The 16,173-nt window shown below is 44.2% G+C and carries 11 protein-coding genes; 9 read left to right on the top strand and 2 right to left on the bottom strand.

Annotation, left to right across the window (positions count from 1 at the left end; genetic code table 11):
• Positions 1-45: 45 nt before the first annotated feature.
• Positions 46-2,208, bottom strand: coding sequence for a S46 family peptidase (locus ACK8P8_RS12515; RefSeq protein WP_099291145.1), 2,163 nt, complete (start codon positions 2,206-2,208; stop codon positions 46-48).
• 339 nt (positions 2,209-2,547) lie between these two features.
• Between ACK8P8_RS12515 and ACK8P8_RS12510 the strand changes: the two genes are divergently transcribed.
• The gene (locus ACK8P8_RS12510) at positions 2,548-2,757 is read left to right on the top strand and encodes a hypothetical protein (RefSeq protein ID WP_369859631.1); all 210 of its coding nucleotides are present in this window, start codon (positions 2,548-2,550) and stop codon (positions 2,755-2,757) included.
• Between the two features lie 130 nt (positions 2,758-2,887).
• On the opposite strand, the gene ACK8P8_RS12505 is transcribed toward ACK8P8_RS12510, so the two are convergent.
• Entirely contained in the window at positions 2,888-3,403 is a 516-nt protein-coding gene (locus ACK8P8_RS12505; protein WP_369859630.1) for a DUF6705 family protein, read from the bottom strand.
• A gap of 217 nt (positions 3,404-3,620) precedes the next feature.
• Between ACK8P8_RS12505 and ACK8P8_RS12500 the strand changes: the two genes are divergently transcribed.
• The 8 genes from ACK8P8_RS12500 (at position 3,621) to ACK8P8_RS12465 (ending at position 16,037) form a co-directional block, all read left to right on the top strand.
• Positions 3,621-4,904 carry an aspartate kinase gene (locus ACK8P8_RS12500; protein WP_369859629.1) on the top strand — a complete coding sequence of 428 codons (1,284 nt, stop codon included), beginning with the start codon at positions 3,621-3,623 and terminating at the stop codon, positions 4,902-4,904.
• Positions 4,901-5,629 carry a glycosyltransferase family 2 protein gene (locus ACK8P8_RS12495; protein WP_369859628.1) on the top strand — a complete coding sequence of 243 codons (729 nt, stop codon included), beginning with the start codon at positions 4,901-4,903 and terminating at the stop codon, positions 5,627-5,629. Before ACK8P8_RS12500 ends, ACK8P8_RS12495 begins: the two co-directional genes overlap by 4 nt.
• 11 nt (positions 5,630-5,640) lie before the next feature.
• A complete protein-coding gene (locus ACK8P8_RS12490) occupies positions 5,641-7,341 on the top strand; it encodes a hypothetical protein (RefSeq protein WP_369859627.1) in 1,701 nt (566 codons plus the stop codon).
• Between the two features lie 732 nt (positions 7,342-8,073).
• A complete protein-coding gene (gene ileS, locus ACK8P8_RS12485; RefSeq protein ID WP_369859626.1) occupies positions 8,074-11,502 on the top strand; it encodes an isoleucine--tRNA ligase in 3,429 nt (1,142 codons plus the stop codon).
• A gap of 95 nt (positions 11,503-11,597) precedes the next feature.
• A complete protein-coding gene (locus ACK8P8_RS12480) occupies positions 11,598-11,978 on the top strand; it encodes a TraR/DksA family transcriptional regulator (RefSeq protein ID WP_018338122.1) in 381 nt (126 codons plus the stop codon).
• Positions 11,979-12,022: 44 nt separating this feature from the next.
• On the top strand, positions 12,023-12,634 hold the full coding sequence (locus ACK8P8_RS12475; protein WP_099291152.1) for a lipoprotein signal peptidase: 612 nt from the start codon (positions 12,023-12,025) through the stop codon (positions 12,632-12,634).
• A gap of 115 nt (positions 12,635-12,749) precedes the next feature.
• Entirely contained in the window at positions 12,750-13,772 is a 1,023-nt protein-coding gene (locus ACK8P8_RS12470; protein WP_369859625.1) for a thioredoxin family protein, read from the top strand.
• 234 nt (positions 13,773-14,006) lie between these two features.
• Positions 14,007-16,037, top strand: coding sequence for a thioredoxin family protein (locus tag ACK8P8_RS12465; protein WP_369859624.1), 2,031 nt, complete (start codon positions 14,007-14,009; stop codon positions 16,035-16,037).
• The last annotated feature ends 136 nt before the right edge of the window (positions 16,038-16,173 follow it).

Genomic DNA, 16,173 nt, shown 5'->3' with positions numbered 1-16,173 from the left:
CGTTACTTTATAAACCTTATGAACTTTATAAACTTTCAAACTCAATTAGTACACAATCGTCATTTCATTGATCAAGTTCTGGGCATTAGCCATCTTGTCTACAATAAACAACATATATCGCGTATCCAGATTGATACATCTTTGCAAATTTTCCTCGAAATCGATATCACCAGACATAGCTTCAGAGTTCCCGTCGAAAGCGGTACCAATCAACTCACCGTAAGCATTGATCACCGGAGAACCGGAGTTACCACCCGTGATATCGTTATTCGTGATAAAGTTCACAGAAATATTGTCAGCACCGTAGCGACCGAAATTCTTTGCATAATACAAATCTTTCAACTTCTGCGGAACCTCGAACTCTCCGCCTTTCGGACCTTCTTTTTCCATCACACCCGTTAAAGTGGTGTAATAATCATAGAATACGGCATCCTTCGGTTTATAGCTCTTCACGTTACCGTAAGTCAAACGAATCGTGGAATTAGCGTTCGGCGCCCATACTTTGTCAGGTTGCATCTCCATCAATCCTTTCACGAACAGACGGTCACCTTTAGCGATATTCGTCCGCATCTCTTGTGTCAAACCACCCAATTTCTGGTAAGTCTCAAACAAAGAGTTACCCATAACATATCCCGGGTCCTTCTCCAACTTCTTCATATCGGGTTTTGCCAAAAAGGCGTCAAAACGAGCCTGATCGGTAAATATTGATTTCTCTGATACCTCCTTGGCAAACTTATCGTAATTACCCTTGTATTTCTTGTTGATCATTTTGATCACTTCCGGGTGCCATTCTTCAGCCACGTTATCGCTGTACATCTTCAGCATTGTAGCGATCAAATTCTTCTCAACATCCTTGTTATAATCCTTGAAAAACTCTGTCGCGTTATCCTTAATCGCATCCATCATGCGTCCTTTAATCATCTCCGGAGTTTTCTCGTCGAAATACGCTTTCAGCGTGTTCGTCACGCGAACGGCAAACAACGGACTCTCCGCACCCTGAAGACCGGCTTCCTGCATATAAGACATAGCCTCGTTGTAAGGATGCATAGCTTCATAACCTTCCTTAATCAAAGTCAAAGCATTACCATATTTAGCTTTACGAGCAGACTCGGCATTCATCCAAGTTGTAAATTCACGCTCGATCTTCTCCTTCTCACCCATGGTGTTCAAGTTCTTCAAAGCGATATTCTGCTCGTGAGAATATTTCCAGTAATTCGCGCACGATGCATATTTAGAAGCGTATTGGATACGGGTTTTCGGATCTGCATCCATTCCTTCTTTCATCACGCGCAATTTCTCTGTACGCACTTTATAACGGATATCGTTCGTTACATCCATCGTTTCTTTCAGACCGAAAGAAGTCAGGAAACGATCCGTCGTTCCGGGGAATCCCATGATCATGGCGAAATCACCGTCCTGTACGCCTTTAGCGGAAACAGGTAAATGATGTTTCGGTTTCAAGGGAATATTATTCTGAGAATAAGGAGCAGGTTCTCCGTCCGGTCCGGTATAGACACGCATCATACAGAAATCGGCAGTATGACGGGGCCATACCCAGTTGTCCGTGTCACCACCGAATTTACCCATGCTCTGTGGCGGAGCTCCCACCAAACGAACATCCTGATAAATCTTGTACACCAACAAAAAGAATTGATTTCCCTCGAACATATCGATAACTTGCGCCTGCAGGTTAGTACCTTTCACGGCTTCCGCCGCAATCTGTTTTGAAACCGCACCAATAACCTCAGCACGTTGTGCCTCTGTCATATCGTCTTTCAAAACGGCATTCACCTTGTCAGTAACATCTTCCATGCGTTGCAAGATAGAAGCCGTGATCCCGGGATTCGGCAACTCATCTTTCATATCATATGCCCAGAAACCGTTAGACAAGTAATCATGCTCCACCGTGGAGTGCTTTTGAATCACACCAAAACCACAATGGTGGTTCGTCAAGACCAATCCCTTGTCGGAAATAATCTCACCCGAACAGAAATGCCAAAACGGGCGTCCGGCGTTACCCAAACCCACGATAGCATCTTTCAACGACGCCTTGTTCACGGAATAAATATCTTCCGCCGTCAATTTACACCCTTGTGCCTGCATCTGCTCAATATTTTTCCCGAGCAGGGACAACAGCCACATACCTTCATCCGCCCGCACGATTGACGTTGAAAGTAAAGCAACTAAAACAATTAAAACTCTCTTCATCTGTTTAAATTTCACGTTTATATATAATCGAATTTAATTCATTCCTCCACCACGAACTCGTGTCCCACCGCCTACTATCCAGCGGCAAACGTTCGCGAATATACAATTTAATTCTCTGATACTTCACGTAACTCCCCGTGATTTAATATTATTATAACATTCAAACACTTCTCTCGACAACATCTCCAACCTTCAATAACCTTGGATTTAATGCAAAAATTAATGATTATTACCTTGGATTTAATGCAACACACTCGAAATAAAACTAATATGAGATACATAAAAAGAACCATCGATACAACCCTTGAAGAATAGAAAAATTCCACACAAAGGAAACCCTTGCTTCTAAGGGGTGCCAGACAAGTTGGCAAATCTTCCACGATCAGAGAATTATCAAAAAAGTTCTCTCATTTTGTAGAAGTCAATTTCGAGAGTGAAAAAGCAGTCAGAACTTTCTTTGAAGGCAACCTGAATCCTCACCAAATCTGTGATCACCTTTCTCTCTATTACGAAACACCGATCATCCCGGGGAAACATTACTGTTTTTAGACGAATATCATCCCTCTCGAAATAAAATCCGAGACGAAAGGCAGTATGCACAGCCTTCATTTATTCATGGAAGAAAAACACCTTTCATGTACCCGGAAGAATTCCATGTCAATCTTATTTAAACATACTATTATTTCCTTGTAAAATTTAGTAGACCGGGTATTTGGAACTTGTCAAGACCTTGTTTTTCCCGAGTAGATTTTAGTATCCAAGTAGCATTATTGCTATCTTTTCTTGTTAGATATGCAAGACCATTGTTGTTAGATTGTTCTCCTTCCCAATACGTGAATATCAGTTCATCAGGTCTATATGCTCCACCCACTAACGGAATGCCGGATTCTTCTACAATATTGTTCTCTTTAATTTCTCTATAAAAAACAATATGACCATTTTTTATCCGTTTAACAGATCCCACGATAGCCTCGAAATATTGGTTCATCTTTTTCGCGTACATCACTTTCTTCACAAGTGTAATCTCCACGGTATCATTTGTAGCTACTTTTGAAACCCAAGTTCCAATAAAGTCAATACTGTTATATTTCAGTTTCAGAGTATCACTAGAAACAGAATATTCATGTTGTATATTTTTAGCAATACCTTGTACACTAAATATACTCAAAATCAAAATTAGAATTGAATTTTTCATATTACTCCCCATTATATATGGTTGAATTTTATCGTAGCGTATTTTGCAAATATATTAATATTTTTTACATTTATATCCTAAAGCTCAGTCAAATTTTATTCACATTTACTCCTACCAATTCATAAAGTCCATTTCATAACAATGGACTTTTCTTTCCATTGCATTTTTTCATTTAAAAACATACCTTTGTTTCGCAATCTTAAAATCACGAAATTACATGAAGGTATTCAAGTTCGGGGGAGCATCCGTGAAAGATGCCGAAGGAGTTAAAAATCTATCCTCTATTGTCCGCGGGCAACACGGGCAACTCATCGTGGTCGTTTCCGCAATGGGCAAAACGACCAATTTGTTGGAAACACTATGCAATGCTTATTTCCACCGGGATAGTAAAACAGTGGCTATCATGGAAGAATTGAAAAACTTTCACCTCGACATCGTCAACTCGTTATTTCCCCTGAATGCTCCGGTCTACAAAAATCTGGACGAATTATTCACCTCCCTCGGAAACATCTTGAATACCGAATCTTCCCTGTGCTACGACTACGAGTACGACCGTATCATCAGCTTCGGGGAACTCATCTCGACCACGATTATTTCCCATTATTTAAGGCTGAAAGATATCGACAACCTGTTCATCGACATACGCAAATACTTGAAAACCGACCAGAACTACCGGAACGGCAACATCGACCTTGAACTCTCCGGGCAGCTCTGCGAAGAGGCTTTCGATTTTAAAAATACCACCATCTACGTCACCCAAGGCTTCATCGCCGGAACCCGTACCAACCAAACCACCACGCTGGGACGCGAGGGCTCCGATTACACGGCGGCATTACTTGCCAACCTGCTGAACGCCGAGGATGTCACCATCTGGAAAGACGTACCGGGAGTAATGAATGCCGACCCGAAAGAATACGACAAGGCACAAGTCATCAGCAAAATGTCGTACAAAGAAGCCATCGAGCTATCCCACTTCGGGGCAAAAGTCATTCACCCGAAAACCATAAAACCGATACAGAACAAACAAATTCCCCTGTATGTAAAATCATTCTTGCACCCGGAATCAAGCGGAACAATCATCGAGGAAATAGACGAGCACCTGAAACTCCCCCCCATATACATCAACAAGGGGAATCAATGCCTGCTAACCCTCACTCCAAGAGATTTTTCCTTCATCGCCGAAGAAAAACTCAGTCACATCTTTGCCATACTTGCGCGATACAAACTCAAGCTGAACCTGATGCAAAACTCCGCCATCAGCTTCTCGTTCTGCATAGACTGCAACACGGCCATCTTCAATGAATTTCTGCAACAATTGCAAGAAGAATTCGAGGTACGTTACAATCAGGATGTCAAACTGATAACCATACGCCACTACACGGAAGACGCCATCCGGGAAATCATAGGCGACCGCCCGTCACTTGTGGAACAACGAAGCCGGACAACCGCCCAATTCGTGTTGAGAAACCATATGTCGGAACCAATTCACTCTCGTTCATGAAACAACAGACCTTGTCCATCATCATCCCCGCGTACAACGAAGCGAGTACCATATTCCGGTTACTGGAAAAAGTACATCATACCCGCCTCGTCCATGATATTCGTAAAGAAATTATTGTTGTAAACGATTGTTCCAAAGATAACACGGAAGAAGAAATCCTGCGTTTTACAGAAACTTACCCGGACTGCACTTTCGTTTATCACAAACAGCCGCACAATCAAGGAAAAGGAGCTGCAATTCGAGCGGGAATCCAAAAAATCACGGGCAATTGGACAATCATTCAGGACGCTGACCTTGAATACAACCCCGAAGATTACAACCCGCTACTGGAATGGATGATAGAGAACGACGGAAAAGTCATTTACGGTTCACGCTTCCTGAACAAAACGAACAAACACTCCTACCAGAGCTTCTACCTTGGCGGACGGCTCCTCTCCCTAGTGACGAACCTGCTGTACGGGCAACACCTCACGGACGAGCCGACCTGCTACAAGATGTTCGACTCGGGACTATTGCGTTCCATCCCCTTAAAATCCACGGGCTTCGAGTTCTGCCCCGAGGTCACGGCAATCGTCTGCCGCCGGGGATACAAAATACCGGAACTCCCTATCCGTTACTATCCCCGTAGCATCGAGGAAGGCAAAAAAATCAACTGGAAAGACGGGTTGATAGCCATCTGGGTGCTGGTAAAAATACGGTTCGCGAACAAACATTCAATCGAATAAACACCACAATCATGAATATATTCAAAAACATACAACCCCGAACGTTAATATATTACTGTTTAGGTATCATCACCTGTGTATTCGTCTTCAACTACATACAAATATTTGACTTCAAACCGGACTTAAACGGTGACAACGTGTACTACTACGCCCTCGGCAAAGCCCTCGCCTCCGGGCAGGGATACACCAACATCATGTTCCTTGAAGAAAGCCCCCACTCGCACTTTCCCCCGGGTTACCCGTTATTCACGGCACTTATCCTGCTGTTTTTCAAATCCTACACGGCACTGAAAATAGCGAACGGCGTTCTTTTCGGCTTATCCATCCTGCTTCTTTTCTTCCTGACGAAAAGGATTTCAGGCAATTTGCTTCTGGCATTACTGACCTGCCTGTTATGCTGCATGCAGCAAGCCATGTTGCGCTACTCGACCATCGTGATGAGCGAAATGTTGTTCACCTTCCTGACAATGGGAGTACTCTACCTCTTCAGCCTTCTCGACACGGACCGCCTTTTCAGCAAAGACCGTCCCCGCCGGCAAATACTCTATTTCGCGGGAATTATCATCGGGCTGAATTACATCTACTTCGTCCGCACCATGGGAACATCCATCATTATCGCCGCCATACTCTACATGCTGCTCGTTTGCGGACAAAAAGCCCTCGAATGGCTAAAAAGCAAACGGGAGAACAGCGACGCGCAAATCATTCATCTCAACAAACGAGCTCTAACAAGCAACCTGCTCACTCTATGCATCATTATTGCCACTTTCGCCGGGGCTAAAACCGCGTGGGATTTCAGAAACAAAAGCATCGGGGTGACTCAAAGCGATTACCTCAAAGACTTCAAGAAAAAGCCCAAGGGGCAAACCATGGAAACATTCTCCGACTGGACAGAACGCGTGCAAAACAATCTCGTCAGCTACATCGGGAAATGGATACCCACTGCCGTCATCTCCGACGAACCCGCATTTGACCAAAAAGTAACCCGAACAGACCTCATCAAAGGCACATGCATCGTCATTCTCATGATTCTGGGATTAATAGCCTTACCCCACATGAAACTCCTGCTCTTCCTGTACATCGGCATCACCATGGCAGTACTCATGGTCTGGCCGGAACAATACGCCGGACACCGTTACTTCATCGGCATCATTCCGTTGTTCATCTTCCTGTTCCTGAACGGCTGCGTGGAAGGATTGCGCTTGCTTGTGAAGAAAATGCCGGAAACAAAATTCACACGTCTAATCCCCACCGGGGGAATGGTCCTCATCGTATCCCTTTTCCTGTTCCCGCATTACGCCAAAGCCCTAAAACCACAGCAAAATTTCGCCACGTATAAAGTTTGGAACGAAAAAATTGCCGACGCCGCTTTCGTAGAATACATATACGCCATCAACTGGTGCAAAAAGAACTTACCGGAAGACGCCCGCATCGCCTGTCGCAAACCGGAATTATTCTACCTCTTCTCGGGAGGTCGGAAATCAACCAGTTTCCCGCAATACGCCACCCCGGAAGACCTGCTCAACACGTTCAAAGAAAAAAACCTCTCGCACGTCATCATCGACCGTTGGTTCCGCCACGGGTACGTCACCGTCTACCCGATGGTACAAAAATACCCCACCCATTTCAAACCCTTGATTCAAATCGGGCAAAACACGAAAAAACAGCTCCCGACACTTATTTTCCAATTCTTCCCGCAAGCGGAATTGTAATATTCTTCAATAAACCAGAATACTGATTATGGATACATTAAGTCTCAAGAAAGCAACATCATTGTTCATCCTAACTTTAATAGAAAATGATTTTTGACACCCTCATAACGTTTGTTAAATCAAACAAAGCACTCAAAACAACAGCTATTACAAATAGTTTCATCCCAACATTTGATTAACGCCAGAAACTACAAAATACGCCATTTTGATACCATAAAAAACTTTTCACGCACATTTTATCCTTATAGAAAATAAAAACAATGAATTATGACATTTTATCTTCCATGGAAGATAAAATGACACACTAGGGCTATAGATACTGAATTAACAGGGAAAACCTCTCCAATACAGTTATAAATGCAGTATCAATTCCGTATCACTTTCGGATGAATAGTACTTATAAAACTTTAGTAGTCCTTTTAATTCACTATAAGAACGCTATTATAGTATAGGGTTTTAATAGCGTTTTAATAGGGAACTAATAGCGTTTTACACGGAAGTGAACCGGAAGTGATACACTATTGATACGGGATTCATTACTGTATTCCAGACTATTAGAGAATAATCTCTCGTGAATCACCCGAAAAAAGAAAATTGCACGTGTCGATATCGCGATCGAGTAAAAAAAGACATCAATTCCTATCAGTATTTCTACTTTCTAAATAAAATGGTATATTTGCAACTTGATTTTTTAAACGTGCAATAATAATATCTAAAAAGTTAGGAGTCACGATGGACAAAAAATTCCAAGAGTACAAAGGATTGGATCTCTCTCAGGTAAACAAAGACGTCCTGAAAGAGTGGAAAGCTCAACACACGTTCGAGGAGAGCTTGAAGATTAGAGAGGGGCATCCCTCGTTTGTCTTTTTTGAAGGTCCCCCTTCGGCAAACGGTATGCCGGGTATTCACCACGTAATGGCACGGACGATTAAAGATATTATTTGCAGGTACAAAACTTTACAAGGATTTCTCGTTGAACGGAAAGCGGGATGGGATACCCACGGGCTTCCGGTTGAATTGGGCGTGGAAAAGAAACTCGGTATCACGAAAGAGAATATCGGGAAAACCATATCGGTGGCAGACTACAACAAAGAATGTCGTGCGGACGTGATGAAATTCACCCGCGAGTGGGAAGACTTAACCGACAAGATGGGATACTGGGTAAACATGGAAGACCCGTACATCACCTACGACAACCGGTATATCGAAACCTTGTGGTACCTGTTGAAACAACTGTACGAAAAAGGATTCCTTTACAAGGGATACACCATACAACCTTACTCCCCGGCGGCAGGAACCGGGTTGAGCACGCACGAACTGAACCAACCGGGATGCTATCGGGACGTGAAGGACACCACGTGCGTAGCACAATTCAAAGTGGTACGGGACGAGAAATCGGAAAAGCTGTTCGCACATAGCGACGAAGTGTACTTCACCGCGTGGACAACTACCCCGTGGACGTTACCGTCCAACACGGCATTGGCTGTAGGTCCCGCTATCACGTACGTGGAAGTGAAAACTTACAACCCGTATACATTCCGCCCTGTAACCCTTATTTTGGCGAAAGACCGCTTCAGCGCTTACTTTAACAAGAAAGCGGAGGATATTGCCCTAGGTGATTACAAGGAGGGAGATAAACTTATTCCTTACGAGATTGTTGCCGAATATCAAGGACCGGAACTCGAGGGCATCCGTTACGAGCAATTGTTACCGTGGATGACACCCATGGGCGACGCATTCCGCGTAATCTTGGGTGATTACGTGAGCACGGAGGACGGTACCGGTATCGTGCATATCGCCCCGACTTTCGGTGCGGACGACGACCGGGTTGCCAAAGTGGCAGGCATCGCTCCTTTGATGCTGATCGACAAGGAAGGTAACAAACAACCGATGGTTGATAAGCGGGGACGTTTGTTCCTGCCGAGTGAAATCGACCCCGATTTCTTGAAAAACAACGTGAATATCGACTTGTACGGGGAGTTCGCCGGACGCTTCGTGAAAAACGCGTACGACCCGGAATTAACGGACAACGATCCCACGCTGGATATAGACCTGAGTATCCTGTTGAAACGGGAGAACAAAGCGTTCAAGGTAGAAAAACACGAGCATAACTACCCGCATTGCTGGCGCACGGATAAACCGGTGCTTTACTACCCGCTGGATTCTTGGTTTATCAAGACCACGGCGGTACGCGACCGGATGATCGAACTGAACAAAACGATCAACTGGAAACCCGCAAGCACGGGTGAAGGGCGTTTCGGCAAATGGTTGGAAAACCTCGTGGACTGGAATCTTTCCCGTTCCCGTTACTGGGGTACCCCGCTCCCGATATGGGTAAGCGAGGACGGAACCGAGAAAATATGCATCGGTTCGGTACAGGAATTAATGGAAGAAATGGAGAAAGCCGTACAAGCGGGCGTGATGAAGGAAAACCCGTTCAAAGATTTCAAAGCAGGAGATTACTCGAAAGAGAATTACGATAAAATAGATTTGCATCGCCCGTACGTGGATGACATTATACTGGTATCGCCCACGGGACAACCGATGTACCGCGAGAAAGACCTGATCGACGTTTGGTTCGACTCGGGAGCCATGCCCTACGCGCAGGTGCACTACCCGTTCGAGAACAAAGAGTTGATAGACAATCATATCAAATTCCCTGCCGACTTTATCGCCGAGGGAGTGGATCAAACCCGCGGATGGTTCTTCACGCTTCACGCTATCGCCACCATGGTGTTCGATTCCGTGGCGTTCAAGAATATCATCTCCAACGGGCTGGTACTGGATGCCAAAGGAAACAAGATGTCGAAACGGTTGGGCAACGCCATCGACCCCTTCGACACGATCGAGAAACAGGGTTCCGATCCCTTGCGCTGGTACATGATTACTAACGCACAACCGTGGGATAACTTGAAATTCGACATCGCCGGGGTGGAAGAAGTGAAGCGCAAATTTTTCGGTACGTTGTACAACACGTACAGTTTCTTTGCCTTGTACGCCAACATCGACAACTTCACGTATGCCGAGCCGGAAGTTCCGTTCAACGAAAGACCGGAGATCGACCGCTGGATACTTTCTTTACTCAATAGCTTGATCAAGGAAGTTACCGAGGCTTACGAGAGTTACGAACCGACCAGAGCCGGACGTGCTATACAGAATTTCGTGATCGAGAACCTGTCGAACTGGTACGTGCGTCTTTCCCGGAAACGTTACTGGGGAGGGGAACAAACCACGGACAAGTTGTCGGCTTACCAGACACTGTACACCTGCTTGGAAACCGTGGCTATCCTGTCGTCACCCATCGCGCCGTTCTACATGGATCGCCTGTTCAAGGATTTGAACAGTGTCACCGGACGTTACACGACAAGCGTTCACCTCACGGATTTCCCCGTCGCTAACGACACGATGATAGACAAGCAACTGGAAGAACGGATGGATATGGCTCAACAGATATCCTCCATGGTACTCGGGTTGAGAAGGAAAGTTCAAATCCGCGTCCGCCAACCGCTTTGCAAGTTGTTGATCCCGATTTTGGACGAGGGGATGACCGCGCAATTGGATGCCGTGAAAAATATCATCCTGTCGGAAGTGAACGTGAAAGAGATCGAGTACATAACCGATACCGCCGGGATATTGATCAAGAAGATCAAACCGAACTTCAAGACTTTAGGCCCGAAATACGGCAAGTACATGAAGCAGATTTCCGCTCTCGTGGCAGAAATGGACCAGAATGATATCTATAATTTTGAAAAACAGGGTACTTACTCTTTGCAAGTAGGCACGGAGAGCCTGGAATTGACACTGAACGACGTGGAAATCATGTCGGAAGATATCCCGGGCTGGCTGGTTGCTAACGAGGGACGCTTGACGGTGGCTCTGGATATCAACATCACGAAAGAATTGCGCGAGGAAGGTATCGCCAGAGAGTTGATCAACCGGATTCAGAATCTGAGAAAGGAAAAAGATTTCAACGTGACGGACAAAATAGATCTTCAAATCGGCAAGCATAAAGACATTAACGATGCCGTGGAGAATTTCAAGGAGTATATCGCCAGTCAGGTTCTGGCAGAGAACGTTACGCTGGCAGACAAAGCCGATGAAGATGTGCAGATCATCGAAATCGACGATATACATACTTTCATAAAGATTCAAAAAATGTAACTTCCGAGGGCTATAACGAGTAAAAACGGATATTTTAGCAGCAGGAAGGTTGCAGAACGGATTTTTTTATTAACTTAGACAAAAACTTTACAACTATGTCAGAGAAGACCAGATATTCGGACGAAGAGTTGCAGGAATTCAAAGAATTGATTCTTGAGAAACTCGAAAAGGCGAAAAGAGATTACGAGGTTTTGAAAGCCTCGATCTCCGGAAGCGACGGGAATGACATTGCCGACACATCCCCCACTTTCAAGGTATTGGAAGAGGGTGCATCCGTGCTCTCGAAAGAGGAAGCCGGACGTTTAGCCCAAAGGCAGGCGAAATTTATCGCGCATTTGGAAGCTGCATTGGTTAGAATTGAGAACAAGACATACGGAATTTGCCGGGTAACCGGGAAGTTGATCTCGAAAGAAAGATTACGCGCCGTGCCCCACGCCACGTTGAGCATGGACGCCAAAATGGGACAAGACTCTTGATCGTTACAAGCGATCGAGAGTCGCTTTTTTAATATTTTACAAGAATGAGCACGGGGAAAAAGCTAATTATTTTTATTATCGCCCTTTTGATCATCGATCAAGTCGTGAAGATTTGGATTAAAACGCACATGATGATCGGGGATGAATTCAGTGTCTTCGGGGACTGGTTCAAAATCCACTTTATAGAGAATAACGGGATGGCTTTCGGGATGGAACTCGGGGGCGGCAAATGGGGCAAAACCGTTTTAAGCGTATTCCGCTTAGTTGCCGTTGTCGGCATCGCATGGTACTTGAGACACCTGATCAAACAAAAAGCCCCGACCGGAGTGATTCTGTCTTTCGGGCTTATTTTCTGCGGTGCCGTGGGAAACATCATCGACAGTATGTTCTACGGGATGATATTCAATGACAGCTACTCCCAAGTGGCTACTTTATTCCCGAAGGGCGGAGGTTATTCCTCGTTCCTGCACGGGAAAGTGGTCGATATGCTTTATTTCCCGCTTTACGAGGGCTTTCTGCCCGAGTGGGTTCCGTTCTGGGGCAACAAGTTTTTCGTGTTCTTCCGTCCGGTATTCAACTTGGCAGACTCGTATATCACGATAGGCGTGCTAATGCTATTGCTTTTTCACCGCAAGTTTTTTGCAACGAAGAAGTAATATCGTTCTCCAAAATATTTAGAAAAATAAAACAGGATTATTGTCACCCAAAAAGAGAATTATTCTGTCGTAGGCATGTAATTTATACACATGAATAACATTAAACGATAGAATCATGAAAAATCTCTTTTTACTATTTGCCTTTATGATGCTCGGTATTCCTTCTTTTTGCCAAGAAGGGGTTCATTTTCAAGACATCTCTTTTAACGAGGCACTGGCAAGAGCAAAGGCTGAAAACAAAATCGTGTTTATGGATTGCTACACTTCGTGGTGCGGTCCTTGCAAGATGATGCTCAACGCTGTTTTCCCGCAAAAGAAGGCGGGGGATTATTTCAACGAGAAATTTATTTGCGTGAAATATGATCTGGAAAAGGGGGAAGGACCGGAATTGGCGAAGAAATACGAGGTGCGATACTACCCGACATTCATGATCCTGAATCCTGACGGAAGTGTTATCCACAAGGTGGTAGGGGGCTCGAGGTCTGTCGACGAATTTATTCAAAGAATCGAAGAGAGTTTTGATGAAAACGAGGCTCTTGGCAGTTTAAACAAGAAATACGCTCAAGGCAAGCGGGATAAGGCATTCCTGATCAAGTACACCGAATCTTTAATCAAGGCATCGGATTTGAAAACTTCCTCCGTTATCGACGATTTGATGCAAGTCTTAAATGACGAAGAAAAATTATCTCCCGATTACTGGTGGATTTTTGAAGTCGTGGAACGCAGTCCCCGGGGATCCGTCGCCGGGAAATACTTATTGGCTAACAGGGAAAAATTCATGGAAGTACAGGGTAAAAAAGCCATTGAGCGCCGTTTTTATCTCGAATACCAATACATCTTCAACCTCATTTTCAGCAATAAAATCCCCAACAAGGATATGAAAACATTAAACGAAATCGAGAAAGAAGTGAAATCCTTGAAACTAGAAAACGAACGCCACCTTCTCGGTCTTATTAATATCGCGAAGGCTATAACGAAAAACGATATTGATCATGTCATTGCCACCTGCGAACAAGAGTTCCCTCAAATGAATTTTGCACAAACACCGAAGAAAATTCTTGAATTTCTCTATAAAGATAAGGCCACGGATGCCCAAAAAGCCCGCTGGGATGCCCTGATTCAAAAAATGTCCAAATAACTGCAGTTCGGCAAATACTTACCCCCTCCGCCCTCCCCCATCTTCGGGAGAGAGCGGAGGGGGTAAATATTTGTTGAAAATCATATCAAAGATGATCTTGTTAAAGAAATGTTATAACAATGAGATATACCTCCTCTTGTTTTAAAAATAAGTTAATACCATTCAAAACGATAACAGCATTTAGCATTCTTTCCTACCTTGTAAATTCATTTACCAATAATTTAAATTGATTTTATGAAAAGCCTTATCTCAATTATTACCTTATTAATGTTCAGCTTTACTGTTTTCGGACAGGGGGTGAACTTCAAGCATCTTACATTCGACGAAGCCTTGGCGAAAGCTAAAGCGGAGAATAAACTCATCTTCATGGATTGCTACACGACGTGGTGTGGTCCATGCAAGTACATGACTGAAAATGTTTTTCCACAAGAGAAAGCGGGAGAATATTTCAACCCGAAATTCGTCTGCGTGAAATTTGACATGGAGAAGGGTGAAGGTCCCGAACTGGCAAAAAGATTCGGCGTCAGAGCCTACCCGACTTTCTTTATTATTCGCCCCGACGGAACGATGCAACATACTGTCGTTGGCGGTGGCGAGGTTGACGATTTTATCGCCCGAATTGAAAAAGGATTGAATGAGAAAACCTCTCTCGACTACTTGAACAAGTTGTACGAGAAGGGGAAAATGAACAAGAAACAACTTATCGCTTATCAGATTGCCTTACTTGACGCCTATGACAAAGCCAAAAGCACGGAAGTAAGCGAAAAACTAAATGCCGTTCTAAAAGATAAGGACAAAATGAAAAAAGAATATTGGCCGATCATGGAAAATGACGGTTACGGTTCTGACAATTTCAAACTTGTCGTGAATAATGTCGCCACTTTTAGAAAAAATATCGGTAAAGAGAAGGTGGATTCATACCTATATAATAATTATAGCAGAGCTATCGACAATACCATGCGTCGCGGAGCAAAAGAGCCTGCCGCTCAACTGAATCAAATCCGTCAGGAATTAGCTAACCTCGACTTGGAAAAGAAAGACCAATTAACGGCAAAACTTGACTTGATCGAGGCCGCCGTGAACGGGGATGTAGAGAATGTCATCTCGTTGGCTTCACGAGAAGATTCCGGCAACGATGTATGGTCTATCGTTTCAGCTCTCACCACGCTCAAACCCAAAGCAACGAAAGAGCAAGCCGGCCGTATCGCGGCTTTAGGAAATAAATTCATCGAGAATGCCGCTCCCGGAAGAGAAAAAGCGTATCTGGAAACAGTTTTCGAGGGTTTCAAAATTGCCGCTCACACGGGAATATATTTCCAAGAATTGACTTATGAACAAGCCTTGGAGAAAGCGAAACAACAACGGAAGAGGCTCTTTATCGACTGCTATACCAGCTGGTGCGGTCCCTGCCAATACATGGCAAACAAGGTATTCACACAAGAGAATGTGGGTGATTTCTTCAACAAGAATTTCATTTGCGTGAAATATGACATGGAGAAAGGTGAAGGTCCGGAATTAGGCAAGAAATTCGGTGTCAGAGCCTACCCGACTTTTGTCATCGTGAACCCGGACGGAAGTATCCGCCACAAACTTGTAGGCGGCGGTGAAGGTGAAGAATTTATCAAGCGGGTAGAAGAATCTTTCGATGATGAAAAAGCTCTCGGAACTTCCATTACCAAATACAATGAAGGAAACCGGGACAAAGCATTTCTGGCTTCTTACGCCCAAACATTACTCAACCTGTATGATCCGGCAGCGAAAGACGTGGCAAATGAATTGTTTGTAACCTTGAGTGACGAAGAGAAAGTATCTCCCGACTATTGGTTTATCTTTGACAGAAAAGAACTTAGCCCAAAAGGTTCCGACGCGGAGAAATTCCTGTTGGCCAACCGGGCAAAATTCAACGCTACAACAGGAAAAGAAGTTGTTGATACAAGACTGAGCAAAGATTTACAACGGGAACTCATGGAAATCCTTGCCACGAAAGGACAGGCAATCAAAGCAACCCGATTTGACGAGATCACGAAAGAAGTGAAAAGTTTGAAACTAAGCAACGAGAAATCATTGCTCGGGCTTGTGGCTATCGGTAGAGCGGTAAAGAATGGCAATGTCGATCGTTTTCTGGCTACTTGCGAGAAAGAGATGCCAAAAGTAAAAGCAGACAAACGGTTATTAAATTACTATTTGTCGCAACTTACTACCCGAGGCACTGACGCACAAAAAGCCCGCTGGAAAAAAATCGCGGATAAATATCTTCAAGAATAATTCGAAAAAGAGAATGTAAATTAAACCGTGTTAGCAAAGAATTGTTTTATTCTCTGCTAACACGGTTTAATTTAGGTATTTATATACCACCTTGCAGTGAATAATCACCATAGATATTTAGTAATAATCCCGTGCG

Origin of the sequence: Butyricimonas muris, from assembly GCF_046365375.1 — a bacterium.
Lineage (GTDB): Bacteria > Bacteroidota > Bacteroidia > Bacteroidales > Marinifilaceae > Butyricimonas > Butyricimonas muris.
The sequence above is the reverse complement of the archived record's forward strand: the minus strand, read 5'-3'. Positions and strand labels throughout refer to the sequence as shown.

Coding starts and splice junctions, on each gene's coding strand:
- ACK8P8_RS12515 (WP_099291145.1), bottom strand. CDS start 2,208: ATGAAGAGAGTTTTAATTGTTTTAGTTGCTTTACTTTCAACGTCAATC.
- ACK8P8_RS12505 (WP_369859630.1), bottom strand. CDS start 3,403: ATGAAAAATTCAATTCTAATTTTGATTTTGAGTATATTTAGTGTACAA.
- ACK8P8_RS12500 (WP_369859629.1), top strand. CDS start 3,621: ATGAAGGTATTCAAGTTCGGGGGAGCATCCGTGAAAGATGCCGAAGGA.
- ACK8P8_RS12495 (WP_369859628.1), top strand. CDS start 4,901: ATGAAACAACAGACCTTGTCCATCATCATCCCCGCGTACAACGAAGCG.
- ACK8P8_RS12490 (WP_369859627.1), top strand. CDS start 5,641: ATGAATATATTCAAAAACATACAACCCCGAACGTTAATATATTACTGT.
- ileS (WP_369859626.1), top strand. CDS start 8,074: ATGGACAAAAAATTCCAAGAGTACAAAGGATTGGATCTCTCTCAGGTA.
- ACK8P8_RS12480 (WP_018338122.1), top strand. CDS start 11,598: ATGTCAGAGAAGACCAGATATTCGGACGAAGAGTTGCAGGAATTCAAA.
- ACK8P8_RS12475 (WP_099291152.1), top strand. CDS start 12,023: ATGAGCACGGGGAAAAAGCTAATTATTTTTATTATCGCCCTTTTGATC.
- ACK8P8_RS12470 (WP_369859625.1), top strand. CDS start 12,750: ATGAAAAATCTCTTTTTACTATTTGCCTTTATGATGCTCGGTATTCCT.
- ACK8P8_RS12465 (WP_369859624.1), top strand. CDS start 14,007: ATGAAAAGCCTTATCTCAATTATTACCTTATTAATGTTCAGCTTTACT.